Annotated in this window: 22 protein-coding genes and 1 pseudogene; 12 read left to right on the plus strand and 11 right to left on the minus strand. The window is 68.1% G+C overall.

All coding sequences use genetic code 11. The annotated features are described in order from the left end of the window. Window positions 1-65: 65 nt before the first annotated feature. Window positions 66-482, minus strand: coding sequence for a hypothetical protein (locus C475_RS15910; protein WP_082223341.1), 417 nt, complete (start codon window positions 480-482; stop codon window positions 66-68). Window positions 483-657: 175 nt separating this feature from the next. On the opposite strand from C475_RS15910, the gene C475_RS15915 reads away from it, so the two are divergent. From C475_RS15915 to C475_RS24425, 3 genes are all read left to right on the plus strand, one after another. Further along, window positions 658-999 (plus strand): DUF6176 family protein, encoded by a 342-nt coding sequence (locus C475_RS15915; RefSeq protein ID WP_006884884.1) that lies wholly within the window; start codon window positions 658-660, stop codon window positions 997-999. A gap of 482 nt (window positions 1,000-1,481) precedes the next feature. After that, complete coding sequence (locus tag C475_RS15920; protein WP_006884885.1) at window positions 1,482-2,246, plus strand: hypothetical protein; 765 nt, start codon at window positions 1,482-1,484, stop codon at window positions 2,244-2,246. 87 nt (window positions 2,247-2,333) lie between these two features. Next, window positions 2,334-2,483, plus strand: a complete 150-nt coding sequence (locus C475_RS24425; protein ID WP_006884886.1) for a DUF7557 family protein — start codon at window positions 2,334-2,336, stop codon at window positions 2,481-2,483. 127 nt (window positions 2,484-2,610) lie between these two features. Here C475_RS24425 and C475_RS15925 read toward each other — a convergent pair whose 3' ends face one another. Further along, window positions 2,611-3,753: a CBS domain-containing protein gene (locus C475_RS15925; RefSeq protein WP_006884887.1), complete on the minus strand. Its 1,143-nt coding sequence runs from the start codon at window positions 3,751-3,753 to the stop codon at window positions 2,611-2,613. 457 nt (window positions 3,754-4,210) lie between these two features. Here C475_RS15925 and C475_RS15930 point away from each other — a divergent pair, with 457 nt between their 5' ends. Both C475_RS15930 and C475_RS15935 read left to right on the plus strand, forming a co-directional pair. Further along, window positions 4,211-4,699 (plus strand): HTH domain-containing protein, encoded by a 489-nt coding sequence (locus C475_RS15930; RefSeq protein ID WP_006884888.1) that lies wholly within the window; start codon window positions 4,211-4,213, stop codon window positions 4,697-4,699. 130 nt (window positions 4,700-4,829) lie between these two features. Further along, complete coding sequence (locus C475_RS15935) at window positions 4,830-5,024, plus strand: hypothetical protein (RefSeq protein WP_006884889.1); 195 nt, start codon at window positions 4,830-4,832, stop codon at window positions 5,022-5,024. 26 nt (window positions 5,025-5,050) lie between these two features. On the opposite strand, the gene C475_RS15940 is transcribed toward C475_RS15935, so the two are convergent. Then, the gene (locus tag C475_RS15940; RefSeq protein WP_006884890.1) at window positions 5,051-5,932 is read right to left on the minus strand and encodes a hypothetical protein; all 882 of its coding nucleotides are present in this window, start codon (window positions 5,930-5,932) and stop codon (window positions 5,051-5,053) included. Between the two features lies 1 nt (window position 5,933). Then, window positions 5,934-6,749, minus strand: coding sequence for an imidazole glycerol phosphate synthase subunit HisF (hisF, locus tag C475_RS15945; RefSeq protein ID WP_006884891.1), 816 nt, complete (start codon window positions 6,747-6,749; stop codon window positions 5,934-5,936). A 166-nt stretch (window positions 6,750-6,915) separates the two neighbouring features. Here hisF and C475_RS15950 point away from each other — a divergent pair, with 166 nt between their 5' ends. From C475_RS15950 to C475_RS15965, 4 genes are all read left to right on the plus strand, one after another. Further along, window positions 6,916-7,335, plus strand: a complete 420-nt coding sequence (locus tag C475_RS15950) for a DUF6789 family protein (RefSeq protein WP_006884892.1) — start codon at window positions 6,916-6,918, stop codon at window positions 7,333-7,335. Window positions 7,336-7,437: 102 nt separating this feature from the next. Further along, the gene (coxB, locus tag C475_RS25265) at window positions 7,438-10,230 is read left to right on the plus strand and encodes a cytochrome c oxidase subunit II (protein ID WP_006884893.1); all 2,793 of its coding nucleotides are present in this window, start codon (window positions 7,438-7,440) and stop codon (window positions 10,228-10,230) included. 60 nt (window positions 10,231-10,290) lie between these two features. Continuing rightward, on the plus strand, window positions 10,291-12,840 hold the full coding sequence (locus C475_RS15960; protein WP_006884894.1) for a beta-mannosidase: 2,550 nt from the start codon (window positions 10,291-10,293) through the stop codon (window positions 12,838-12,840). A gap of 83 nt (window positions 12,841-12,923) precedes the next feature. Continuing rightward, window positions 12,924-13,130 (plus strand): DUF7550 family protein, encoded by a 207-nt coding sequence (locus tag C475_RS15965; protein ID WP_006884895.1) that lies wholly within the window; start codon window positions 12,924-12,926, stop codon window positions 13,128-13,130. Between the two features lie 12 nt (window positions 13,131-13,142). Here C475_RS15965 and C475_RS15970 read toward each other — a convergent pair whose 3' ends face one another. After that, on the minus strand, window positions 13,143-13,736 hold the full coding sequence (locus C475_RS15970) for a YbhB/YbcL family Raf kinase inhibitor-like protein (protein WP_006884896.1): 594 nt from the start codon (window positions 13,734-13,736) through the stop codon (window positions 13,143-13,145). A 157-nt stretch (window positions 13,737-13,893) separates the two neighbouring features. On the opposite strand from C475_RS15970, the gene C475_RS15975 reads away from it, so the two are divergent. Beyond that, a complete protein-coding gene (locus C475_RS15975) occupies window positions 13,894-14,280 on the plus strand; it encodes a hypothetical protein (protein WP_152436462.1) in 387 nt (128 codons plus the stop codon). A gap of 239 nt (window positions 14,281-14,519) precedes the next feature. Continuing rightward, window positions 14,520-14,711 (plus strand): hypothetical protein, encoded by a 192-nt coding sequence (locus tag C475_RS15980; protein ID WP_006884898.1) that lies wholly within the window; start codon window positions 14,520-14,522, stop codon window positions 14,709-14,711. 43 nt (window positions 14,712-14,754) lie between these two features. Here the strand turns inward: C475_RS15980 and purL are convergent, their stop codons facing one another. Next, entirely contained in the window at window positions 14,755-16,962 is a 2,208-nt protein-coding gene (purL, locus tag C475_RS15985) for a phosphoribosylformylglycinamidine synthase subunit PurL (protein ID WP_006884899.1), read from the minus strand. Window positions 16,963-17,052: 90 nt separating this feature from the next. Continuing rightward, window positions 17,053-17,916, minus strand: coding sequence for a universal stress protein (locus C475_RS15990; protein ID WP_006884900.1), 864 nt, complete (start codon window positions 17,914-17,916; stop codon window positions 17,053-17,055). 230 nt (window positions 17,917-18,146) lie between these two features. Between C475_RS15990 and C475_RS15995 the strand changes: the two genes are divergently transcribed. Next, window positions 18,147-19,319 (plus strand): multicopper oxidase domain-containing protein, encoded by a 1,173-nt coding sequence (locus C475_RS15995; protein WP_006884901.1) that lies wholly within the window; start codon window positions 18,147-18,149, stop codon window positions 19,317-19,319. 120 nt (window positions 19,320-19,439) lie between these two features. Here the strand turns inward: C475_RS15995 and C475_RS16000 are convergent, their stop codons facing one another. From C475_RS16000 to C475_RS23965, 4 genes and pseudogenes are all read right to left on the minus strand, one after another. Further along, window positions 19,440-19,748 carry a hypothetical protein gene (locus C475_RS16000; protein ID WP_006884902.1) on the minus strand — a complete coding sequence of 103 codons (309 nt, stop codon included), beginning with the start codon at window positions 19,746-19,748 and terminating at the stop codon, window positions 19,440-19,442. A gap of 81 nt (window positions 19,749-19,829) precedes the next feature. Further along, on the minus strand, window positions 19,830-20,660 hold the full coding sequence (locus C475_RS16005; RefSeq protein ID WP_006884903.1) for a DUF7537 family lipoprotein: 831 nt from the start codon (window positions 20,658-20,660) through the stop codon (window positions 19,830-19,832). 554 nt (window positions 20,661-21,214) lie between these two features. Beyond that, a complete protein-coding gene (locus tag C475_RS16010) occupies window positions 21,215-22,210 on the minus strand; it encodes a DUF4129 domain-containing protein (protein ID WP_006884904.1) in 996 nt (331 codons plus the stop codon). Window positions 22,211-22,327: 117 nt separating this feature from the next. Continuing rightward, a pseudogene (locus C475_RS23965) lies at window positions 22,328-22,873 on the minus strand (hypothetical protein); the annotation flags it as partial.

The following is a 22,873-nucleotide window of genomic DNA, read 5'->3' on the forward strand; positions in this document are numbered from 1 at the left end:
TCGCTCGGGTGTCCTCGTCCGCTTCGCTCGGATACGCTACCGACAGTGAATCGTGCGCGAGGCAGTCACCCTTTCAGCCAGTTCGGTGCCCTGGGGATCTCCTGTGGGGAGTTGTAGTGGAGCTGCTCCAGACAGTCCGTGATGAACGTCACGATATCCCGGCCCGCTTCGGGTTCGAGGGTGATCACCGTTCCCAGTTCGTCACCCTGCGTGAAGTGGAACAGTATCGCGTCGTCGTAGAAGTTCACCGTACAGTGGTTCGTCCCGAGGTCGAACGGCTCTTCGACAGTTCGACTCTGATTCTCCCGTCGATAGTACTCGGTCAGTTCCTCCATCTTTTCGGGCGGATACAGCGCGTCGACGTCGTCTCGCATGTACAGTGAGACGTACTCGTCTCCGGAATAGTGAATCGCGCCGCGCAAGTACTCGCCCGCCTGCTCTTCGAGAAAATTCACGAGACGGACTGCAGATTCTTCCGGCATGTCCCACTAGATGCCGTCGGCGAATATCACTATTCGGGGATCGAAGCTCCGGGTAGCCGTTCGATACGCAACCCTCTCCGAACAGTCACGGCGTCGCGACAGTGTCCCCATGTGTGATACAGAGTCGCACAGCCACCCAAACGATACGTGAGAGCGGACGTATCGTCGAGACAGAATGACCGATGTCGTGATGGTCAAACAGCGGGTACAGGAGGACAAAGTCGACCGCCTGAAAACGTGGATGGCCGAGGTCCGAGACCGCCGAGACGAGGCCGAGGAGACGCTGCGCGACGAAAGGGTGCAGACGGAGTCGGCGTTTCTCGAACACACGGACGACGGACCGCATCTGATCTACTATATGGAGGCTGAGGACATCGACCGGGTCTGGGAGCAGTTCGAGGACTCCGACCACGAGATAGACCGGGAACACGAACAGGTCATGAGCGAGGTACTGGCAGACGGGCGCGACATGGGGGAGTACGAACACCTCTATCACCTCACGAATCCCGAGCGTTGACGCCAGTTCTTTAAGTCATTCTCGTCACAACGGGATACAGTAAGAGGAGTTCTGCGGGGAGCGTATCTCGCCTGGCGGACGCTTCGTTCGTGGTCGATCCGAGCGGTGGGACAGGCTAGCCCTGCTGGCCTTTAAGTCATTCTCGTCACAACGGGATACAGTAAGAGGAGTTCTGCGGGGATTACGACCCCCCAGCCGACGGTCCGTCCGCGTCGAGCGGACCGGTGTAGCGGGCTTGGCCCGATACCCTTTAAGTCACTCTCGTCACAACGGGATGTAGTAAGAGGAGTTCTGTCGAGTTCCACACCGTCCAGTGGAGACTCCGTCACCGACCGGCCATTACGATTCGGATCCCTTTCGAGTCGCTGTTTAAGTAGTTCTCGTCACAACGGTCTATAGTAAGCGGAAGCGATCGATTCTCGCCGTCCTCCGCCGCCGTCCAGCCGGAGGTTTCTATAGTCGCGAGGGCGAAGGCCGACGAGATGAACGGGGGACGCGACGCGGCCGACCACGGACTGCGGACCAGCAGCGAGCCGGTCGACCCGCGCGCGGAGCGCGACGTGAGCACGCGACCCGGCGACGGGTCGCTGGGACGGGTCGAGGCGGTCAAAGACGAGGCGTTCCGGCGCTGGGACGTGACGACGCCGAGCGCGACGCTCATCGGCCGGGCCGAGAACCCCGACGAGGACGTGAGCGAGAACCTCCGGCGACTGCACGACGAGCAACACCCGGCGATGGCGGGCCACGCCGAGCGGATGCACCGACTGGAGAAGGCCCGGATCACCCACGCCTTTTGCAATCGGCTGGCGCTGACGCCGTGGGAGCGCGACCGGGCGCTGGGCATCATGACCGATCTGGACCTGACCGTCTTCGGCAGCCAGCGAGCCATCCAGAAGGTCGCGCTGGTCACGATCCAGCACGTCGTCGACGACGAGCGCCAGCGCATCCTGGGGCTGCAGGATCAGGAGTGGATCGCCGAGCAGCCGCCCGAATCGCTGGCCGACCTCCACGAGCGGTTCGACTCGATCAAGGAGGACCCGCGCTACCGGACGCTGATGGATCTGGTGGGGCTGGACGTGACGAGCGTCAACCGGCTGTCCCGGACGCTCCGGGAGCAACTGGACGAGCAGGACCTCCACGGGGCAGTGTTCGGACGCAATCCCCATCGGGACCCGAGCCTGCCCCAGATCCGCGACCGCGACCCCACCGAGGTGCCGAAATCCGACGGCGACCCGACCGCGGAGTGACTCGGCGGGCACCCCCTCGCCGTCCACTCTCGGTCACCCCCATCAGGTTCTTTTCCCTCGCCGTCCAATCGGTAGCTACGGTATCACATGACAACCACAATCGAGATCGACGACGACCTCGCCGAGCGCATGGAGGGGCACCTCGAAGAGGACGAATCGCTCGCCGAACTGGTCGAGGAGCTGGTCAACGTCTACGAGACGGAAGGCACCTTCCTCCAGGAAGGCTATTCGGAGTAGCGTCGTCGGTCGACCGAGAAGCGGGGGTCCGTGCGTTCCCAGCGAGGCGGGAGGCCGGCGCGGCGTCGATCGGTTCGGCGCCGAGTCGGCCGACCGCTCGCCGTCGCGGTCGACGTTCGTGTAGTCCTTACAGCTCGCCGAGCTTGCGGAGCAGCTGGCCGCGGTACTCCTCGTCGGCTTGGACGTCCTTGAGTTCGAGGACGTTACGTTCGAGTTTGTCGAGGGCGACGCCGAACGCCGAGTCGGCGCCGTAGCCCTCGCCGGAGCCGGCAGCCTGGCCCTTGTTGGTGCGCAGGCGGATCTGCGCGCGGATCAGCGGCGTGCCGCGGAGCTTCTCCTTGTGTTCGTGGAAGCGGACGTGGCAGTGCTGGACCTGCATCGCCTGGTACTTGTCGGCGACGCGCTCGATGCGCTGGCGGATGTCCTCGCGGCTGATCGTGTCCAGGAGCTTGATGTTCGTGATCTGGACGTCCATGTGCTCCTCCTCGGTGAACGTCAGCGCCCGGAGCACGTCGGTCTTGGTGAGGATACCTTCGACGACGCTGTCGGTTCCCTCGGGCGTGACCACGAGCCCGGCGTAGTCGTTGTCGAGCATGCGCTGGACGGCGTCGCGGACCGATTCGTCGAGGGTCGTCGTGGCGACGGGACTGGACATCTCGTCGTAGACGGGCAGGTCGAGCATCCGGTCGATGTCGCCGGCGCGCTCGCCGCGGGTGGCCTTGTCCATGTCGCGGACGACGATGTCGACGATGTCGTGACGAGTGACCATCCCCGAGAGGTTCCCGTCCTCGTCGAGCACGGGAAGCCGAGAGATCCCGTGCTCGCGGAGGAGGTTGATCGCCTGGCCGACGTTGGTCTCCTCGGTGACGGTGACGACCTCGTCAGTGTAGATGTCTACGACCGAGAGGGCGTCGAGGTTCTCGAGGACCGCCTCGAGGATCGCGTCCTCGGTGACGATCCCCCAGAGGCTGCCCGCCTCGAAGACGGGCGCGACTTTGGTCCCGCCCTCGACGAGGACGCGGGCGACCTCGCGCACGTCGTCGGTGCGCTCGACCTTGGGGGCCGACTGCAGCATCGCGCTGGCCTTCGTGTTGTCTTCGATGTGAGACTGCACCAGCTGCTTCTGCGTGACGATCCCAGCGTACTCGCCGTCGTCGGTGACGATCAGGCCCTTGGGGTTCTCTCGCTCGAACTTCGACCGGACTTTGCCCAAGCGCTCGTCCACGTCGACCGTGACGTACTCGCTGGTGGCAATATCAGCAATATCCATCTGAATCTCCCATCCAGAGAGTTCGACGCCGACACTATTCAAACTTGGCGAACACTCCCACGAATCGACAATGTCGGATCCGGCCCGCCGACTCCGGATCCCCAACCGATGTCCTCCCCCGCTCTGATCGCGACCCCGCCGTTTACAGAGTCCCTTCCGCGTGGTACGCCGCCTTTACTGCCACGACTGGCCACGCTCCCGCGACGAACTGCCGTCTCCGCCCGTCACCCCGCCGGATCCGATCGGGACTCCATCACGAGGATTTCGACGATAGTCGAATAATACTACGACTTTAATCGAATCCATCCGTTCACCGAAATATCGAACACAGACCGGAACAGAAGTTAACGTTCGTTCACCGAAGGGGGAGTATTACCGGCATGACAAACACAAACATAGGTAAATCGGAAAAAACAGCAGAAGTTTTTTCATCTCCCCGGTCGCTGGATAGGATACGATGACGGGGACACAGCCGCGGATCGAACTCTACGTCCGGTCGCTGCTCCCGGACGGCGCCCACAACCGACAGGAGGCGGTCATCGACCGTCTCGAACGCCTCGACGCCGAGGACGAGATCGAGGGATTCTCGGTCATCGTCTGGGGCAAGCAGATCGCCCGCGACTCCTCGGGCGCCCGCACCGAGGAGGGCGAGTACATCCTGAATCGCGTCGCGGAGTTCAAGCAGTGGGCGCTGTCGAACAACGTCTCGCTGGAATCGTTCTACCAGAAACACGACGTCGCCAACGACGCGACCGACGAGCCCCATTCGGCCATCGTCCTCCCCGTGATGGGCCTGGCCGAGTACGAGGGCGAGGAGTTGCGCCACGTCGCCCCCTGTACCACGGGCGAGGAGGTCCACACTATCATGGACCGCCTCGACCGCCTCGAACGCGGCGAACCCGCCGCCGTCGAGAGCGCCGGCGACGTATCGATCCTCTCCGACTGACCGTTCCCCCCGTCACCTGCGGCCTCTCACTGGCGATCGATAGCGGACGCTTCGCCGCCCGACCGCTCGCCGCTCCCCTGCGAGTGCAGGGACGCGGTACTTCGGTCGGACGCCCCACCTATCGAGAGCAATGGCAAATCTCAACGCGGGTTCGCTGAACAAAGTCGGTATCGTCTCCACACTCGTCGACGCCGCGCTGGCGTTCGCGCGCGGCCGGCCCAAGAGCGGCGCCCTCCTGGTCGTCGCCGCGGCGCTGTCCTCGAAGGTACCCGGGCTCGGCACGCTCACCTCGGTCGCGCTCCGGATCGCCCGTCGGCTCCAGTAACCCAGGCCGCCCTCGGTTTTCGGCGGTCAGCAGACGAACACGGTCGCGTAGACGCTCCCGTCCGGACCGGCGTGGACGTCGACCCCCACTAGATCGCTCTCGGCCTCCGAGAGTCCGCCGGCCTCGGCGGTGTAGCCGTCGGCCAGCGCTCCGGCCAGCGCCTCGGGCGAGTCGAGCGCCGCGGCGCCCTCGTCGAACGACCGGGTGAACGGCGTGATCCGTTCGACCCCGTCGTCGCAGGTGCCGTCGAGGGCCCGCCCCAGGCGCTCGCCGCTCGGTATCGACCCCGTCCCCGCGACCTCGCTCACCAGTCCCTGATTGTACAGCCGGGCCGCGTCGTCCACGTTCCCGTTCCGCTCGTACTCGGACAGCCCCGCCTCGGCCCGCCGGTCGTTCACCGCCGCGACCAACGCCGTCTCCGTCTCACCGAGGTTCACGCCCCGATACTCCCCCGCGCTGCCCGGCACGCTGTCCATCCCGGGGAGCGTGATAACCCCCAGGAGCGCGAGCACGAGGACGGCCCCGGCGACCAGCGCGAACGCCAGCCCGACGAGATAGCGGGCGTCCAGCAGGTCGTAGTAGGACGTGCCGCTCAGCTCCTCGTCGTAGTCGGACTCGTCGGGGATCTGCCGTTCCAGCTCGGCGTTCCCGCAACGGCTGCACGGCGGCGAGTTCTTCTGGTGGACCCGCCCGCACTCCGGACAGACCCACACCGGCTCGCGCTCGTGGTCGGGGTCCTCCGGCGCGACCGGGACGACCGCCTTCTCGAACTTGTGGTGGCCGCAGTTGTCACACGGTGGGTCGTTCCGGTCGTGGGGCTTGTCGCACCACGCGCAGCGCCACTTGGCCGACCGCCCGGTACCGCTTCCGGCCGCGCCGTCCTCGCCCCCGCTGTCACCGCCGCTCATCTTACAGGCGCACGGGTACGTCGCGGTCGTCCAGAGAGCGCTTGACCTCGTCGATCGAGTACTCGTCGAAGTGGAAGATCGACGCCGCCAGCGCCGCGTCAGCACCGGCGTCGGTGAACACCTCGTACATGTCTTCGGGGCCGCCACAGCCCGACGACGCGATGACCGGCGTCGAGACGGCGTCGCAGACCGCTCCCGTCAGCGGGATGTCGTAGCCGTCCTTCGTCCCGTCGGCGTCGATGGAGTTGACGAACAGCTCGCCCGCCCCGCGCTGTTCGGCCTCCTCGGCCCACGACACCACGTCCGTCCCGGTGCCCTCGCGGCCGCCCTTGACCGTGCACTCGAACCAGCAGGACTCGCCGTCGACCTCGACGTAGTGGTCGCCCTGCTCGTCGAACCGGCGCCGCGCGTCGACGCTGATGACGATGCACTGGTTCCCGAAGGCGCGAGCGCCCTCGGTGATGAGTTCCGGCCGCTCCAGTGCGCCCGTGTTGATCGACACCTTGTCCGCGCCCGCGCGGAGCGTCTCTTTGACGTCCTCGCGGGTTCGGATCCCGCCGCCTACGGTGAGGGGGATGAACACCTCGTCGGCCACCTGCGAGACGGTGTCGAGCATCGTCTCGCGGCCCTCCGCGCTGGCCGTGATGTCGAGGAAGACGAACTCGTCGGCGCCGGCCTCGTTGTACTTTTTGGCCATCTCCACGGGGTCGCCCGTGTAGGCCAGGTCCTCGAAGTTCACCCCGGTGTACACCGCCGCCTCCCCGTCGTCGTCGAGATCGACGTCGATACAGGGGATGATCCGCTTCGTCAGTCCCATCGATACGTACGACTCGGGCGGGCAGCGGCAAAAGGTATCCGCTCTCCCCGGCGGGGCCGCCGCCCCGAGCGCGACGCTGACGGCGCGAGGCCGCCCGACCGTGAGACCGGGTCCGTCGGCGGTATCCGGGGAATACTTTTGGGGCGGATCGGCGATAGCCCGGACGATGAACCGGCCAGTCAGCGCGATCGCCGCCGGAGCCGTCGGGACGATGGTCATGTCGGGGGCGCTGGCGATCTTCGAGATCCAGACGCGCTACGCTATCGGGATCTTCGCGGCCATCGCCCGGTTCGTCCGGGTGCCGGACAACCTCTTCGCCGGGTTCGTCGTCTACGCGCTCGTCGGCACCGTCGCCTGGCCGCTACTGTTCGTGAGTCTGAAGCCGTACGTCCCGCTGGATCTGGACCCCGCAGTCGCGGGGATGCTGTTCGCGCTCCCGCTGTGGATCGCGTTCGCTATCGTCGGCCGCGGCGACGTCACCGGCGCGATCGTCGTCCTCTTCGTGGCGTTCACGCTGATCGCACACCTCGTCTACGGGTTCGTCCTCGGGGCGGTGTACGCGAGCCTCGCCGACGAACACGCGTAAGCCACCGCTACGCCGACCCCGTCCGCGAGTAAGTCGGTTCGATCGGCCGATCCCCGACGCATACTTTTCCCCCGCCTTTCGCAACACCCGATAGCCACCCCCATGTCCGGACTCCTCGCCGGCCTCGCCGTCGTCGTCCCCTGTGTCCTCCTGGCGATCGTCTGGGTCCGAACGGAACCGTTCGCGGACTCCCCGGAGCGACGCGACGAACCCGCCGTCCCCTCCGAGGACGCCACCCAAGCCGACGACGCCACCCCGGCGACCGACGGCGGGACGGTGCGGGCGAAGCCGCTCGGTCCGCTCCGCTGGCTGACGACCGTCGACCACCGCGACGTGGGCCTGCTCTACCTCGCCTTCGGGACCGTCGCCGGCCTCTGGGGCGGGATGGACGCGATGATGATGCGGACGGAACTGCTGACCGCCTCCGTCTCCGTCTGGGACGCCGAGACGTACAACGCCCTCTTTACCACCCACGGGATCACGATGCTGTTTTTCTTCGCCGCGCCGGTGTTCGCCGGCATCGCCAACTACGTCATCCCGTTACTGATCGGCGCCGACGACATGGCGTTCCCGCGGATCAACGCGCTGGCCTTCTGGCTGTTGCCCCCCGCCTTGCTGATCGCCCGCGCCGGGATCGTCACCGAACTGATCGGCAAGACCCTCGAAGGCGCCCTCGGACTGCTCCCGCCCAACGCCATGGCCCCCTTCGGCGGCCTGGGCACTGTCGTCGACCCGCTGTTGGCGCTGGAGCCGCCGGGGATCGGCTGGACGATGTACACGCCACTGTCGATACAGGACCCCAACCAGCAGGTCAACCTCCTGCTGCTCGGCCTGCACCTCAGCGGCGTCGCGACGACGATGGGCGCGATCAACTTCATCGCGACCATCGTCTCCGAACGCGGCGAGGAGGTGTCCTGGGCCGACCTCGACCTGTTCTCGTGGAACATCCTCACCCAGTCGGGGATAATCCTGTTCGCGTTCCCGCTGCTGGGCAGCGCGATGGTCATGCTCCTGCTGGACCGGGTCGTCGGGACGACCTTCTTCGCCGTCGACGGCGGCGGCCCGATCCTCTGGCAACACCTGTTCTGGTTCTTCGGCCACCCAGAGGTGTACATCCTCGTCCTGCCGGCGTTCGGCCTGGTCAGCTACATCCTCCCGAAGTTCGCCGGCCGGGAGCTGTTCGGCTTCCGCTTCGTCGTCTACTCGACGCTGGCGATCGGCGTCCTCTCCTTCGGCGTCTGGGCCCACCACATGTTCGCGACCGGCATCGATCCGCGGGTTCGGGCCAGTTTCATGTTCGTCTCCATCGCCATCGCCGTCCCGAGCGCCGTCAAGACGTTCAACTGGATCGCGACGCTCTGGAACGGCCGGGTCCGGCTCACCGCCCCGATGCTGTTCTGTCTCGGCGGCCTCGCCCTGTTCGTCGTCGGCGGTATCACCGGCGTGTTCCTCGCGGCGATCCCGTTCAACCTCGTCGTCCACGACACCTACTACGTCGTCGGCCACTTCCACCTCATCGTGATGGGGGTCATCCCCTTCAGCATGTTCGCGGCCTGTTACTACTGGTTCCCCATGATCACCGGCCGGTGGTACAACCGACCCGTCGCCGTCGCCCAGGCGCTCGTCCTGTCGGTGGGCTCCGCGGTCACCTTCCTGCCGATGCTCGTCACCGGCACCGAGGGCCTCCCCAGGCGATACGCCGCCTACCCTCAAGTGTTCGAACTCCTCAACCAGGTCTCCTCGGCCGGCGCGTACCTGATCGGCCTCGCCGCCGTCCTCTGGGTGTTCAACATGGTACAGTCCTATCGCGTCGGCCCGCCGGTGACCGACGACGACGTCTGGGACCTCGCCGAGACCGACCAGCGCGCTCGCGAGTGGCACCATCCAGCCGGTCGTCCGACCCAGCGCGCGCCCGCCGTCGACGACGCGGCGCCCGAGGACGACGAAAGCGACGAGCGCGACGCCGGGACCGACGGCGACGAACCGACCGACGACACGGCCCCCGACGGCGACCCGGCCGGTGCCGACGCGTCGGCCGAACCGGTCCGCGGGAGCGCCCTCGACCTGTCGAGCAGCGACGACGCGATCGGCGGGCGGGGGGCGCTCCGACTCGTCGCCGTGGTGACCGTCGCTATCGCCGTCCTCGTCGTCGCCGGTCGGCTGCTGCTCCCGCTGACGGGGTTCGACTCGACGACGGAGGCGCTGATCCGGACGCTCAACCGCCGATTGCTGCTCGTGGCCGTTCCGCTGGCCCTGCTCGTCGAGGCGGTCCTCGTCTACGCCGTGTGGCGGTTCCGCGGCGGCGTCGCCGTCCCGACGCCGGACAACACCACGCTGGAGATCAGCTGGACGGTCGCGACCGCGTTCGTACTCCTGTTCGTCGCGGTCGTCTCCTACGGCGTGCTCGGCTCGCCGTTCGTCACGGCGACACCGGAACCGGCCGGCGAGCGACCCGCCGACGCCGTCGAGATCGAGATCGTCGCCGAACAGTTCGACTACGACGTTCGCTACACCGGCGCGAACGTCTCGGTCGAGAGTACCGACGTGATCTACGCGCCCACCGACCGGCCGGTCTATTTCGAGGTGCGGGCCGAAGACGTGTTACACTCCGTCCACGTCCCCGCCCTGGGGCTCAAACAGGACGCCTTCCCCGCCCAGTGGAATCTGCTCCACACGCGCCTGCTCGACCCGGGCGACTATCGGCTCTACTGCGCCGAGTTCTGCGGCGTCGGCCACTCGCGGATGCGGACGACACTCAGCGTCGTCCCGCCCGAACAGTACCGCCAGCGCGTCGACGCCCTCGCCGACGGGAACGCGAACGCAGTGACTGGGGCCGCGGGGAACACGACCGCCGGAAACGCGACCGCGAGGAGCCCCTCCCCTCGAACCGGGTGAGTCGCCGGCCCGGACTTCCGGGGACGGCAGGGTTTTACTGTCCGCTGGCGACTCCCGGATATGCAGAAACGTTCACTCGGTGGCGAGTGGCAGTTTCGCCGCGAGGGCGGCGAGTGGCGGACGGGCACCGTCCCCGGCGGCGTCTACACGGATCTGTTGAACGCCGACGCGATCCCCGACCCCTTCGTCGAAGACAACGAACTCGACGTACAGTGGGTCGGGAAGTCCGACTGGACCTACCGCCGCACCGTCGACATCGACGAACGCCTGCTCGACCACGACCGCGTCCGCCTGCAGTGCGACGGTCTCGACACCGTCGCCACGGTTTCGGTAAACGGGCGGGAAGTCGGCGAGTCGGTCAACATGCACGTCGGCCACGAGTTCGACGTATCTGACGCCCTCGTTCCCGGCGAGAACGAGATCACCGTCGCGTTCCGCTCGCCCGTCGAATACGGCCAGGAGCGGGCCGCGGAGTACCCCTACGAGGTGCCCTGTATCCGCTATCCCGTCGACCAGCCCGGTCGGCCGTTCATCCGGAAGGCACAGTGTCACTACGGCTGGGACTGGGGGCCCTGCCTCCCGACGATGGGCATCTACCGCGACATCTCCCTCGTCGCCTACTCCGAACCCCGCGTGCGCTACACGAAGACCGAGCAGGACCACGACGGCGACGGGATCGACCTGACCGTCCGCGCCGGGGTCGACGCCCCCAGCGCCGGCACCTACGAGCTTCGCGTCGACGTGGCCGACACCGTCGTCACCGAGTCGGTCGACCTCGACGCTGGCGAACAGACGGTCGAACTAACAGTGGGGATCGACGAGGAGTCGGTCGAGCTGTGGTGGCCCAACGGCTACGGCGACCAGCCGCTGTACGACCTCGACGTGACCGTCGGCGACGGCGACGGGCGGGATCATCACACTCACTCCGACCGCGTCGGCTTCCGCGAGGTCGACCTCGTGGTCGAACCGGACGACGTGGGCACCTCCTTCTACTTCGAGGTCAACGGGGAACCCGTCTACGCCAAGGGGGCCAACACCATCCCGACGGCGCCGCTGTACGGCGAGGTGACCGACGAGCGCTACGAACACCTGATCCGCAGCGCCGCCGACGCCAACATGAACATGCTCCGGGTCTGGGGCGGCGGCTACTACGAGGAGGAGGCCTTCTACGACCTCTGTGACGAGTACGGCCTGCTCGTCTGGCAGGACTTCATGTTCTCCTGCTCGCTCCACCCCGCGAACGACGACTTTCTCGACACCGTCGAGGCGGAAGTCCGCTACCAGGTCCGCCGGCTCGCCAACCACCCCTCCATCGCCGTCTGGTGCGCGAACAACGAGAACGAGGAGGCCGCCCAGAACTGGTTCGTCGAGCACGACCACCACGAGGACCACCTCGACGACTACGCCGCCCTCTACGAGGAGACGGTCGGCCCCGCCTGTCGCGAGGAAGACCCCTCGCGCACCTACTGGCCCGGATCCCCGTCCAGCGGCCCGGACGAGCTCGAACCGTACGTCTTCGAGAAGGGCGACATCCACTACTGGGACGTGTGGCACCAGGGCCAACCGTTCGAGGACTACCTCACCACCGAGCCGCGGTTCGTCTCCGAGTTCGGCTACCAGTCGTTCCCCTCGACTGACTCGCTGGGAACCGTCCTCGACGAGAGCGACTTCAACCCCACGTCGCCGATGATGGAGCACCACCAGCGCAACCCCGGCGGCAACACCACCATCCTCCGTCGGATGGCCGACTACTTCCGCTTCCCCTTCGACTTCTCCGATTTCGTCTACCTCTCGCAACTGCTGCAGGCCGAGGCGATGTCGACCGCCATCGAACACTGGCGACGGCGCAAACCCACGACGATGGGCGCGCTGTACTGGCAGCTCAACGACCTGTGGCCGGTCGCGTCGTGGTCGTCGGTCGAGTACGACGGCAAGTGGAAGGCCCAGCAGTACGCCGCCCGCCGGCAGTTCGCGCCCGTCCTGCTGTCCTTTCACCCCTCCTTCGAGGGCCGCGACGGCGTCGACAACGCCCAGGCCGAAGACGCCGAAGGCGTCGACTGGGGCGACGTGACCGCACAGACGCTGTGGGTCACCAGCGACGAGACCGAGTCGCTGTCGGGCCAGGTGTCGCTCGAAGTCGCCACCTTCGACGGCGAAGTCGTCCACGAGGGGACCGTCGCGGTCGATATCGCACCCCACGAGAGCGCGGAACTGGCCACCGTCGGCCGCGAGGACCTGCCCGAGGGCGTCGACCCGACCGAGGTGATGGTCCGCGCGGCGTTCGAGGGCGAAGAGTCGAGCGGCGAAACGCCCGATTCGTACCCCGCGACCGCGTTCTTCGTGGATTACAAACGCCTCGACCTCCCCGAGGCGGACCTCGAAGTCGAGATCGACGGCGCCGACGTGACGGTCGCCGCGGAGACGGCCGCGCTGTTCGTCGAACTCGATCCCGGAACGATGGCAGGCGCGTTCTCCGACAACTTCGTTCACCTGGCGCCCGGTGAGGAGCGGACGCTCGCCTTCGACGCCTACGACGGTCGCCGCGACGCGCTCGTCGAGACCGAACTCGAAGACGAACTCTCGGTGCGCCACCTCCGGGAGACGTACTGACTCCCCGCGGGCGGTCGCCGAGACGGGCGACCACACCACTCCGTTCCGACACGCTAAGGTAGCCCCCGGAAGAATCCCCGTCCATGGTCGACGAACACGAGGACGCGGCGCACGGACACGAGGACCGCCCGGACTACGACCCCGCGAACAAGGATCTCCCGTCCGGCGAGCCGCCGCTGCGCTCGACGGCACCGCAGAGCGAGTACACCGGCCGCGACGTGGGCGTCGGGATCGCCGTCATGCTCGTCGGCGTCGCCCTCACGCTCGCACTGCCGATCGCGCTGGTCTAGAAGCCCCCGATATCAGTCGTTCGACGCGGTTTCGGTGTCCGGATCCGAGGACGGACGCGTGTACTCGACGGAGAACCGCCGGCTCGCGAGGACGGCGTTGCCGATCGCCTCGCTCGCGTCGTCGTGGGTCGCTCCGCCCTCGACGGACAGTCGTTCGGAGAGCGCGTACACCTGAAAGCGGTAGGTGAACGGTTCCCCGCGAGGGGGACAGGGCGACAGGTAGCCGGGCTCGCCGCCCTCTGGCCGCCCCTGGCGCGCCCCGCCGAGCGACTCGACGACCGCCTCGCCCGGGAGCGCGGCGGGGATCCGGTCGCGGTCGGGCGGGACGTTCCACAGCGTCCAGAACGTCCTGTCGGTGATCGGGCCCTGGTTGAACGACGCCGTTACCGCGAACCCCGCGGTCGGTTCCGGGGCGCGGTCGACGGCGAACGGCGGCGAGACGCCCTCGCCGGTGCAGGTGAACCGCGTCGGCAACTGCTCGTCGGGGTCTATCGCCGGGCTGGAGACGCGGAACGCGCGCGGCGTCTCGGCCTCCGACCCGGCACAGCCGGCGACACCGACGGCGGTGGCGCCGGCGACCGTCGCGAGTACGTCCCGGCGTCGCATACCCCAACTCCGTCCGACACGGTAATCGGAGCTTCGATCGACGACGCGGAACCGCGCCGGCCGGACCGGCGCCGGCCGAACTCCCCTTGCGGGGGGGCTCTTTCAGTAGGTGAAGTCGGTGGGAACGGTTTTCATGGCCGCTCACTTCCCGTCGAACGTGAGTGTCACGAAGTACCAGGGACTGGTCGAGTGTCTGCGCGGTCGGGTGGGCGAGAGTCTGCTGACGGTCACCCGGTTCACCGACGAGGAGTCGGAGTTCCTCTACGGCGAGGAGTGGTTCGAGCGGTTCGTCGCCGAGGTCGACACGCGCTCGCCGGAGAAGATGCACCAAGACGCGGTGTACAACCTCCGGCAGGCCGAGGTGAGCGGAAAGCTGTACGGCAGCCGCGTCAGGTCCGAGGTGCGCATCACCGAAGACAGGATCGGCATCGCCCTCTATCCCGGCGACAGCGTCGGCTTCCACGTCCTGCTCGACGACGAGGCGTCCGTCGACGTGCCCGGACTGGTCGACGAGGCGCTCGCCGAACTCGGCGAGTCGGCGTAGCGCGCTCCTCCCGGCGCTGCCCTGAATCGCGCCCGACGGTGCCGCCGTTTCCCCACGGTGGCCCGCTCGCGTCCCCGTCGCCGGCGATCTGTACGGCTCCTCCCCGTGGTCCCGTCGCGGTCGATTCGGGCCTGCACGCTTCGAACCCGTAACGCGGTACCCACTGACACGCACCCCGACACGTAACTGCACGAACGCCTATTCCCGTCGCTAACCGACGTGTTAGTGGGAGAGAGACAATGCCACTACTCAAGCGAATCACCGGATTGTTCGGCGACGAGGGGGAGAGCGCGGACGAATCGGCGATAGAACGGGAGGCGGTGGGGCCGAGTCACGTCTGCCAGAGCTGTGGGAAGGAGTACTTCGAGAACCCGACGATGAACATCCGCACGTGCGGGAACTGCGGCGGGGTCAAAGTCGAGCGGGTCTGACCCGCCGGCCGAACGCGGCGGCCAGGCGACTCCCGTCCCGTCGTCAGTCCAGTTCCCGGTCGATCACGTCGCGCAGGCTCGCGATCTCGGCCGCGCCGTAGGAGAGGTCGCCGTCCGCGAGCGCCACGCCGAGGGCCCCGGAGTCGTCGGCGCTCCCGAGGTCGTAAACGGGTGCGACGCCGTCGAACGCCTCGCGAACGGCGCTCGCGTCGGTCGTCTCGATCACGACGCGGCCGGCCTGCTCGCCGAACAGAAGCGCCGCGGGCGACCCCTTCGACGGGGCGTCGAGATCGACGCTGGCGCCGGCTTCGTCCGAGATCATCTCGGCGAGCGCGACTGCGAGGCCGCCGTGGCTCACGTCGTGGGTCGCGAGCGTCGCCTCGTCGTCGGCCACGTCGACCAGCGTGTCGACGAACGCGTCGGGGTTGTCCAGCGACTCGGGGAAGCGGTCGGTGCCACCGAACTGTGCGAGATACTCCGAGCCACCCAGTCGCGCCTCGGCGTCGCCCTCCAGCGAGCGCGCGCCGACCAGGAGGAGGTCGCCCTCGCCGGACAGCGCGGCGGGCGGTGCCGAGTAGGGCGAAGCCCTACTGCCCTCCGAATCGTTCGGTTCGGAGACCTCGTAGCCGTCCTTGACGCCCACCAGAGCGAGCGTCGGCGTCGGCGGGATCGGGCCGGCGACGGAGTCGTTGTACAGCGAGACGTTCCCACCGAGGACCGGCACGTCCAGCGTCGAGCACATCTCTGCGAGCCCGTCGACGATCCCCTTGAATCCGCCGTACACGTCGGGCTTCTCGGGGTTACCGCCGTTGAGGCAGTCGACCGCGGCGTGGGGCGTCGCGCCCTTCGCGGCGACGTTGGTCGCGTTCTCCAGCGCGACGGCGCGGGCGCCCTCGTAGGGCGCGGCCGCCGTCCAGTTGGGGTCGGCGCCCGAGGAGAACGCCAGGCCAGTTCCGGCTTCCCGGACCGCCATGACGGCCGCGTCGTCGCCCGGCGGGGTCGCCGTCCGGACCTGCACCTCGTGGTCGTACTGCCGGTAGACCCACTCCTTCGAGGCCGTGTTCGGACTGCCGACGACGGCTTCGAACGCCTCGTCGAGGGCGACGCCCTCCGGCAGGTCCCGGGGCTGTTCCGCCGGTTCCTCGGCCGGCAGGTCGTTGTACGGCGCCCCGTCGCCGAGGAACGCCGCGGGCGCGTCGACGACCGTCTCGCCCTCGAAGGTGCAGACGTAATTGCCGTCGGTGACTTCGCCGATGACCGAGGCGCCCAGGTCGTAGCGGTCGGCGATCTCCTTCACCCGCTCGACGTTCCCGGGACGGACCTCGTAGCACATCCGCTCCTGGCTCTCGGCGAGCAGGTACTCCATGGCGTTCATGTTCGGCTCGCGCTCGTGAACGTTCGTCAGCTCGATGTCCGCCCCGAGCCCGCCCTTGGCGACCATCTCCGAGGAGGCGCCGCCGAGTCCCGCCGCGCCGAGGTCGCGGGCCGACTCGATCAGACCCTCGTCGATCAGCGCTTCGTTGGCCTCGATCAGGAGTTTCTCGGTGTAGGGGTCGCCGACCTGGACGGCGGGGCGGTCCTCGGTCTCGGCGTCTTCGGCGAGGTCCTCGCTGGCGAAGGAGGCCCCGCCCAGCCCGTCGCGCCCGGTGGAGTTCCCGACGAGTAGCAGTTTGTTCCCCGGTTCCTGGGCCTCGGCGGTGACGAGGCGGTCGGGGTCGTCGATGAGGCCGACGCAGGCGACGTTGACGAGGGGGTTGCCCTCGTAGTCGTCGTGGAAGGCCGTCGAGCCCGTCACCGTGGGGACGCCGATGCAGTTGCCGTAGTGGGAGATGCCCTCGACGACGCCCTCGAAGAGATAGCGGGAGTGCTCGCGGTCGAAGTCGCCGAAATAGAGGGAGTCCGCGAGCGCGATGGGATAGGCGCCCATCGAGAGCGTGTCGCGGACGATGCCGCCGACGCCGGTCGCCGCGCCGTCGAAGGGGTCGACGTAGGAGGGGTGGTTGTGGCTCTCGATGCCCATCGTGATGTACGTCTCGTCGCCGTCCGAGGGGATGGAGACGACGCCGGCGTCGTCGCCGGGGCCGACGACGACCTGGTCGCCCTCGCTATCGAAGGCCGACAGAAGCGGCCACGAGGAGCGGTAGGCGCAGTGCTCGCTCCAGAGGTTCTCGAAGAGCGCGGCCTCGGCGCGGGTGGGCTCGCGGCCCAGTTCCTCGACCACCAGGTCGTGGTCGCTGTCGGAGAGACTCATTGTCGGAGGGTGGCTCCCGACCGGCTAAATCGCTTTCCATGCTCGACCGGACACCCGCGACCGCCCCGTCCGCCCGGGACTCGCCCTGCCTCACTCCTCGGACGCGCGCACGGACAGCACCGGTACCGACGCCGAGCGCATCAGGTTCTCGGTGACGCTTCCGAGGATGCGCTTGTCGATCCCGGTCCGCCCGTGGGTACCGACGACGACGAGGTCGATGTCGTTGGTGGCGACGTACTCGTTGAGCCGGTCGACCACGTCGCCCTCCTCGACCGCCGTCTCGACGGCGACGCCGCGGTCGTCGGCCCGTTCCCCGACGGGGGCGAACACCTCAACCTCGCGTCGCTCGCGGGCCTCACTGATCTGCGAGTCGCCGATGTCGATCCCGAGGACGTTCGATTCGAGGACCGAGACGAGGTGGAGGGTCGCGCCGGCGGCTTCGGCGACGGCGAGCCCCTCGTCGACGGCCGCTTCGGAGCCCTCGCTGCCGTCGGTGCCGACGAGCACCGACCCGGGCGGGTACTCACGGTCGCTCTCGGGCGGGACGACCAGCACGGGCGCCGCGCTGTTGCGGACGACCCGCTCGGTGGCGCTCCCGAGGATGATCCGCTCGATGTCGCGGTTCCCGCGCGTGCCCATCACCACCAGGTCGATCCCCCGCTCGTCGACGTAGTCACAGATCGTCCGGGAGGGTCCGCCCTGGACCACCTCGTCGACCGTCTCGACGCCCGCGTTCCGGGCGCGGGCGGCCGCCTCCTCGACGATGTCGCGGCCCTCACCCTCCAGCACGTCCGTGACCTGCCCTCGAACGTTGGCGAGGCTGGGCTGGTTCGTGTCCGCGACGTACAGCACGTGTAGCGTCGCGTCGTCGGCGTCGGCCGCGGCGATAGCCACGGTGAGCGCGGACTCGGCCGCGTCGCTGCCGTCCGTCGGAAAGAGGATATCGTCGTACATGCCGCTACGTCCACGGGCCAGCCTCAAAAGCGCTGTCCGCCCGCCTGGGACCACGCTGGTCGCGACAGGCGCTCGCTGCCCCGACCGAACCGGTTCGGTCCTCCGACCCCGAGCGCGAACCGGTTCGGGCGTGCGTATACCACGGCGACCCCCGATGCCGGGGGCTGTTTTCAGACCGTGGGAATCCCCTTGCTGGCCTTTATGATACCACTGCCAACTCCGAAGTGAGCATGACCGACAACATCGGTGCGCCCGGAACGGATATGTCGCGTCGCGAGTTCGCCAAGGCCGCCGCCGGCACGACCGGCTTCATGGCGCTCTCGGGCTGCCAGGCCGCCCCCGCCGAAGAGAGCGGCGTCACCGTCTCCGAGGTCGAATCGCAGGGCTCCACGCCCGCACAGACCACCAACCCCGCGGACCTCCCGAAGACCTCCCCGCCCCAGGTCGTCAACGTCGACGAGCAGGGCAACCAGGTCACGCTACGCAGCGTCCCCTCCTACCACGAGGTCCACCCGCTCGAAAACATGGGCGGCCCCGTCGATCTGCCGGCCACGTGGGCGTTCCAGGCCGACGACCGCGAACCCTCCGTCCCCGGCCCCATCCTCCGAACGACCGAGGGCGAGGACATGGAAGTCACGCTGGACAACACGGACGGCAAGCGCCCCCACACGGTCCACTTCCACGGCCAGCGCAAGACCTGGGAGAACGACGGCGTCCCGACGACGACGGGCATCACCGTCCCACCGGGCGAGAAACACACCTACGAGATCCCCGCGAACGTCCCGGGCACCCACCTCTATCACTGTCACTACCAGACTCACCGTCACATCGACATGGGGATGTACGGCTTCCTCCGCGTCGACCCGAAGGGCTACGAGGAGGCCGACCAGGAGCTGTTCATGACGATGAAAGAGTGGGACAACGACCTCAACAAGCAGATGGCCGGGATGGACGTGGACTACTCGCCCCGGGAGCGCAACCCCAACGTCTTCACCATCAACGGTAAGTCCGCGCCCCGGACGCTCCACCCCGAGGACGGCTCGCCCGTCATCGTCGAGCAGGGCGACACCGTCCGCATCCACTTCGCCAACAACGGGTACATGATGCACCCGATGCACACGCACAACCACCGCTTCGAGGTCGTCGAGAAGGACGGCTCACCCATCCCCGAAGCGGCGCGCTACAAGCAGGACGTGCTCAACATCGCGCCCGCCGAGCGCAAGACCGTCGAGTTCGAGGCCGACGCCGACCCCGGCATCTACCTCATGCACTGCCACAAGGTGTTCCACGCCATGAACGGTAACTCCTACCCCGGCGGCATGGTCGGCGCCATCGTCTACCGCGACGCCATGGACTCCGATATCTTCTCCCAGCTCATGGAGTACGCCGGCTACGAGGGCTAACCGCCCGCGCGCCGACCCCACTCGGTCCGAACCCGACGCCCGACCCGAACCACCGCTGTCAGGCATCACAACCGAGCGTCGGCGGTTCCCGTCGTCCCTTCCCCGCTGTTTTTCCGCCGTTTACTCCACGACGTAGGACTGCATCTCGCCGCGCGAGCGCACGTCGACGAACCGGTAGCGACGCCCGTCGGTCAGGTCGCCAGCGAAGTCGGCGTCGTCGGCCCCCTCTATCCCGTAGACCTCGTCGGCCTCTTCGAGTCCGTGGTCGTGGAGGCAATCGCGCACCGCGTCGGGCAGCCGCCCCTCCGACGGGACTTCGACGACGAACAGGCGGTCAGTGAAGCTCTTTGCCGCCCAGGCGTCGGCGACGCCCTCACGGTCGGCCAGTCGGTCCGCGAGCGCCGACAGGGCCGCGGCTCTGTCGCTCATACCGTCGATTCGGCCCCGTACCGGAAACGGCCGGCGCCGAACCGGTTCGGCCGCGGGACCGCCAGGCTGGCGACAGCGCTCTCACCCCTCGCTCATCGCCTCGTCGTACCACGACGGTCGGTCGACGGTCGTCGTCCCCACGCCTTCGAACCGGACGCTCCGCCTGACGCGGACGCGCTCGCCGTCGTCGAGGGTCGCGTCGTAGACGACGTGGTACGATTCGACGAAGCCCGACTCCGTGACGAACGCGTGCAGTGTCGCGTTCTCGACGCGCTCGACCTCGGCGGGGTCGTCGACGAACTCGTCGGACCGGGCGGTCGTCCCGACGAGGTGGACCCGCTCTCGTTCGGGCGAGTCGGCGGCGACTCGCGTCTCGAACCCGCGGAGCGTCGACCGCAGGTCCGTCTCCGGTCCGAGGTCGAGCGCGGCCGTCCCCAGCCAGAAGCTCCAGGTGCCGACGTAGGCGTCGGTGTCGTCGTAGCGGCTGTACGCCGTCCGGTCGTCGACGGTCCGGCGGCGGAGGTACACCTCGTCGTTCGCCCAGTACTCCGCTCGCGTCGGCGGTTCGCCGATCACGAGCGGCGCGGCCGGGCCGTCGACCGACACCCGCGCGTGGTAGTCCCGGGAGGGGCCGGGCGAGAGCGCGAGTCGGACGATCAACGCCGACCTGAGCGACCCGTTCGCGGTCCGGACCGTCCGGTTCGTGACGAGCGTGTAGCTACTGTTCCCGAGCGCCGCCGCGTGGGCGGCGGCCAGCGCCGACGCACCGGTCACACCGCTCGACTCGACGCCCGGCGGGAGCGGTGAGTCGGTCGGCGCTGGTGCGGGCGTCACCGTCGGCCGGTCCGTTCCGGGCGCCAGGGCGCTGCAGCCGGCGAGAACGACGAGTAGCGCGACGGCTATCGCGCGCATGCGCGATATTCGGGTCGCGCGTGCAAAAGGTGTGTGCCGAGTTACCGAGGGAAGGGTACTGCGGTCGGCGCGTGCTGTCGCGCGCGTTCATGCGCGCGACGGAGCCACGCGAGGGATTCGCGACTCGTGTGTCGCGAATCGGCTGGGGAGGCTCGTGGCCGTCTGCGATGCTATGCGGGGCGGTTGCTGTTGCGAGGGGCTGCTGTCCCTGGTGGATTGAAAGGGCGAAGCGCGCTCGCGCCTGTAGTCGTCTGAGCGGGCACTATCCGCGCGGTGCGAGGCGCGCAGCGCCTCGAAGCGAACGGCGTTGCCGTGAGCGGACAGTGCAAAGAGCGCGGATATCCCGGTCAGCGACCGCGAGCGCGGTGAGGGCTTTCGTCGCTTGCTGTATACGCCAGTAGACTCGACAGCTAGCGAGCGCGGTGAGGGCGTGCAGCGCGTGTCGTCGAGTGCAGTCGTGATCACTGCGAACTGTCGAACGCAGTCGAGAGAGCTGGTGGCCGAAACTGATACGACGTGGCGGTCTCCGCTGCTATTCCGCGCGCAATTGATCGCTAACGGCCACCCTCGTCAGACTCGTCGGTTCGCTCACCGTAGGCGTGTTCGATGGAGCGGAACACCGAGAGGGCGACCTTCTCGCGGCTGGCCGGATCCCGCTGGCCGTATCGGACCTCCTCGAACAGCCGGGTCAGCTCGGCCACGTCGTCCTCGCCCATGCCGGCGGCGACGGCGGCGTCGGCGAACTCGCCGGGCGTCGCCGTGTCGGGGTCGGCCACGTCGAGCATGCTCGTCATCTCCCACCACGCGCGGTAGACCTCGTTGTCCACGTCGGCGTTGTGCTCCTCCAGCCGATCGGCGGCGCGGCCGGCCGCGGCGGCGAGGTCCCGCGGCGTGAACGGGTCGGCGTCGTCGGCCTCGGGGTCGCGCTCCTCGATGTTCGAGATGGTGTCGCCGCCCGACGCGCGGTACAGCGCCGCAGCGGTCCCGACGAGGACGACGCCGAAGACGCCCAGCACCGCCTCCGCGGGGAGATTCGTGACGAGCGGGTCGCCGCCGGTACCCGGGAAGATGTCGCCGGTGACGTTCCCCGGCCCGGTCCCACGTCCGCCGACGGTCGGGCAGTCCGTCGAGAGGAAGTACGACAGTAACACGGGCGGCGCGAGCGCGTACACCCCGAGCAACGAGGCGCCGAACGTGTAGCGGCGCTTGATCAGGCCGACCGCCGCCGCGAACACGCCGAAGTAGGCGAGCCCGCCCCACCAGGTCGTCAGCGGCTGGACGCAGCGGCTCAAGTCGCCCGGGTCACCCGGAGGGCCGGGCGTCCCGACCGGCGTCCCCTCGTCCGGCGGTCCCTGGTCGGGGTCCGACGGCTCTGACGGATCCGGCTGCGGATCCAGCTCCCCGGGTTCTCTATCGTCGCCGGGGTCGACCGGAGCCGCGCCGGTGTCGAGAGCCGAGGTCACCGTCGCCGCGCCGACAGCGATCGCCGCCATCGCCACTACGCCGATCACGACCACCCGCACCGACTTCCTGTCGAAGTAGTCGTCCATAGGTGTGCCAATGGCTACCTATTGTAAATGTTTTTCGTACATACACACTGCCTAACACGACAGTCAGGAGGACGCTACGCCGTCGAATCGGCGGGTTCGGGGTATCGGGGATCGGCGCTACCCGGACGACTCGACGGGTTCGACGGTCATCGTCACCGCCCAGTAGTCGCCCACCGCGTAGCTCATCTCGTAGGTCTCGCCGTCGTATCGGACGTGCGACGCGTTCCCGAGTTCCGTCGGGAGCGAGTGCCACTTGCCCATCGGCACGTCGTGCGAGCCGTTCTCGACGGCCCACCGGACCTCGTCGCGGACTTCGCTCGAGAGGTCCCCGTAGGCGGTCGCGGAGACGTTCCCGGCGGAGTCGAGACGGTCGGCGTAGATGCTGTAGGATGCGTACAGTTGCCCGTCCATCGCGGTCTCGATCCGGTAGAGCCGCCCGTCTTTCCGGACGAAATCGGGGTCACCGAAGGGGTTCGCCGCCTCGGCGGTGTGGGTCCCCTCGACGTACGGCGAGTCGGGCACGAACGATATCCGGCCGTCGAGCGCGTCGTCGAACGCCGCCTGGGACGCCGGCGGCAGCTCCGAGTAGTCGACCGTGTTCCCGTCGGCCGGCGTCGCGGTCGGCGTCGGCGAGCCGTTCGGCGGTGTCGCCGTCGGCGTGTC

This window comes from Halosimplex carlsbadense 2-9-1 (assembly GCF_000337455.1).
Taxonomy (GTDB): domain Archaea; phylum Halobacteriota; class Halobacteria; order Halobacteriales; family Haloarculaceae; genus Halosimplex; species Halosimplex carlsbadense.

What these genes read in the sequence shown, in the direction of transcription:
- C475_RS15925 (WP_006884887.1), bottom strand. Translation starts at nt 3,753, where the DNA reads ATGGATATTGCTGATATTGCCACCAGCGAGTACGTCACGGTCGACGTG.
- coxB (WP_006884893.1), top strand. Translation starts at nt 7,438, where the DNA reads ATGTCCGGACTCCTCGCCGGCCTCGCCGTCGTCGTCCCCTGTGTCCTC.
- purL (WP_006884899.1), bottom strand. Translation starts at nt 16,962, where the DNA reads ATGAGTCTCTCCGACAGCGACCACGACCTGGTGGTCGAGGAACTGGGC.
- C475_RS16000 (WP_006884902.1), bottom strand. Translation starts at nt 19,748, where the DNA reads ATGAGCGACAGAGCCGCGGCCCTGTCGGCGCTCGCGGACCGACTGGCC.
- C475_RS15980 (WP_006884898.1), top strand. Translation starts at nt 14,520, where the DNA reads ATGCCACTACTCAAGCGAATCACCGGATTGTTCGGCGACGAGGGGGAG.
- C475_RS15930 (WP_006884888.1), top strand. Translation starts at nt 4,211, where the DNA reads ATGACGGGGACACAGCCGCGGATCGAACTCTACGTCCGGTCGCTGCTC.
- C475_RS15920 (WP_006884885.1), top strand. Translation starts at nt 1,482, where the DNA reads ATGAACGGGGGACGCGACGCGGCCGACCACGGACTGCGGACCAGCAGC.
- C475_RS15915 (WP_006884884.1), top strand. Translation starts at nt 658, where the DNA reads ATGACCGATGTCGTGATGGTCAAACAGCGGGTACAGGAGGACAAAGTC.
- C475_RS15995 (WP_006884901.1), top strand. Translation starts at nt 18,147, where the DNA reads ATGACCGACAACATCGGTGCGCCCGGAACGGATATGTCGCGTCGCGAG.
- C475_RS16005 (WP_006884903.1), bottom strand. Translation starts at nt 20,660, where the DNA reads ATGCGCGCGATAGCCGTCGCGCTACTCGTCGTTCTCGCCGGCTGCAGC.
- C475_RS15935 (WP_006884889.1), top strand. Translation starts at nt 4,830, where the DNA reads ATGGCAAATCTCAACGCGGGTTCGCTGAACAAAGTCGGTATCGTCTCC.
- C475_RS16010 (WP_006884904.1), bottom strand. Translation starts at nt 22,210, where the DNA reads ATGGACGACTACTTCGACAGGAAGTCGGTGCGGGTGGTCGTGATCGGC.
- C475_RS15965 (WP_006884895.1), top strand. Translation starts at nt 12,924, where the DNA reads ATGGTCGACGAACACGAGGACGCGGCGCACGGACACGAGGACCGCCCG.
- C475_RS15960 (WP_006884894.1), top strand. Translation starts at nt 10,291, where the DNA reads ATGCAGAAACGTTCACTCGGTGGCGAGTGGCAGTTTCGCCGCGAGGGC.
- C475_RS15950 (WP_006884892.1), top strand. Translation starts at nt 6,916, where the DNA reads ATGAACCGGCCAGTCAGCGCGATCGCCGCCGGAGCCGTCGGGACGATG.
- C475_RS15970 (WP_006884896.1), bottom strand. Translation starts at nt 13,736, where the DNA reads ATGCGACGCCGGGACGTACTCGCGACGGTCGCCGGCGCCACCGCCGTC.
- C475_RS15990 (WP_006884900.1), bottom strand. Translation starts at nt 17,916, where the DNA reads ATGTACGACGATATCCTCTTTCCGACGGACGGCAGCGACGCGGCCGAG.
- hisF (WP_006884891.1), bottom strand. Translation starts at nt 6,749, where the DNA reads ATGGGACTGACGAAGCGGATCATCCCCTGTATCGACGTCGATCTCGAC.
- C475_RS24425 (WP_006884886.1), top strand. Translation starts at nt 2,334, where the DNA reads ATGACAACCACAATCGAGATCGACGACGACCTCGCCGAGCGCATGGAG.
- C475_RS15910 (WP_082223341.1), bottom strand. Translation starts at nt 482, where the DNA reads ATGCCGGAAGAATCTGCAGTCCGTCTCGTGAATTTTCTCGAAGAGCAG.
- C475_RS15940 (WP_006884890.1), bottom strand. Translation starts at nt 5,932, where the DNA reads ATGAGCGGCGGTGACAGCGGGGGCGAGGACGGCGCGGCCGGAAGCGGT.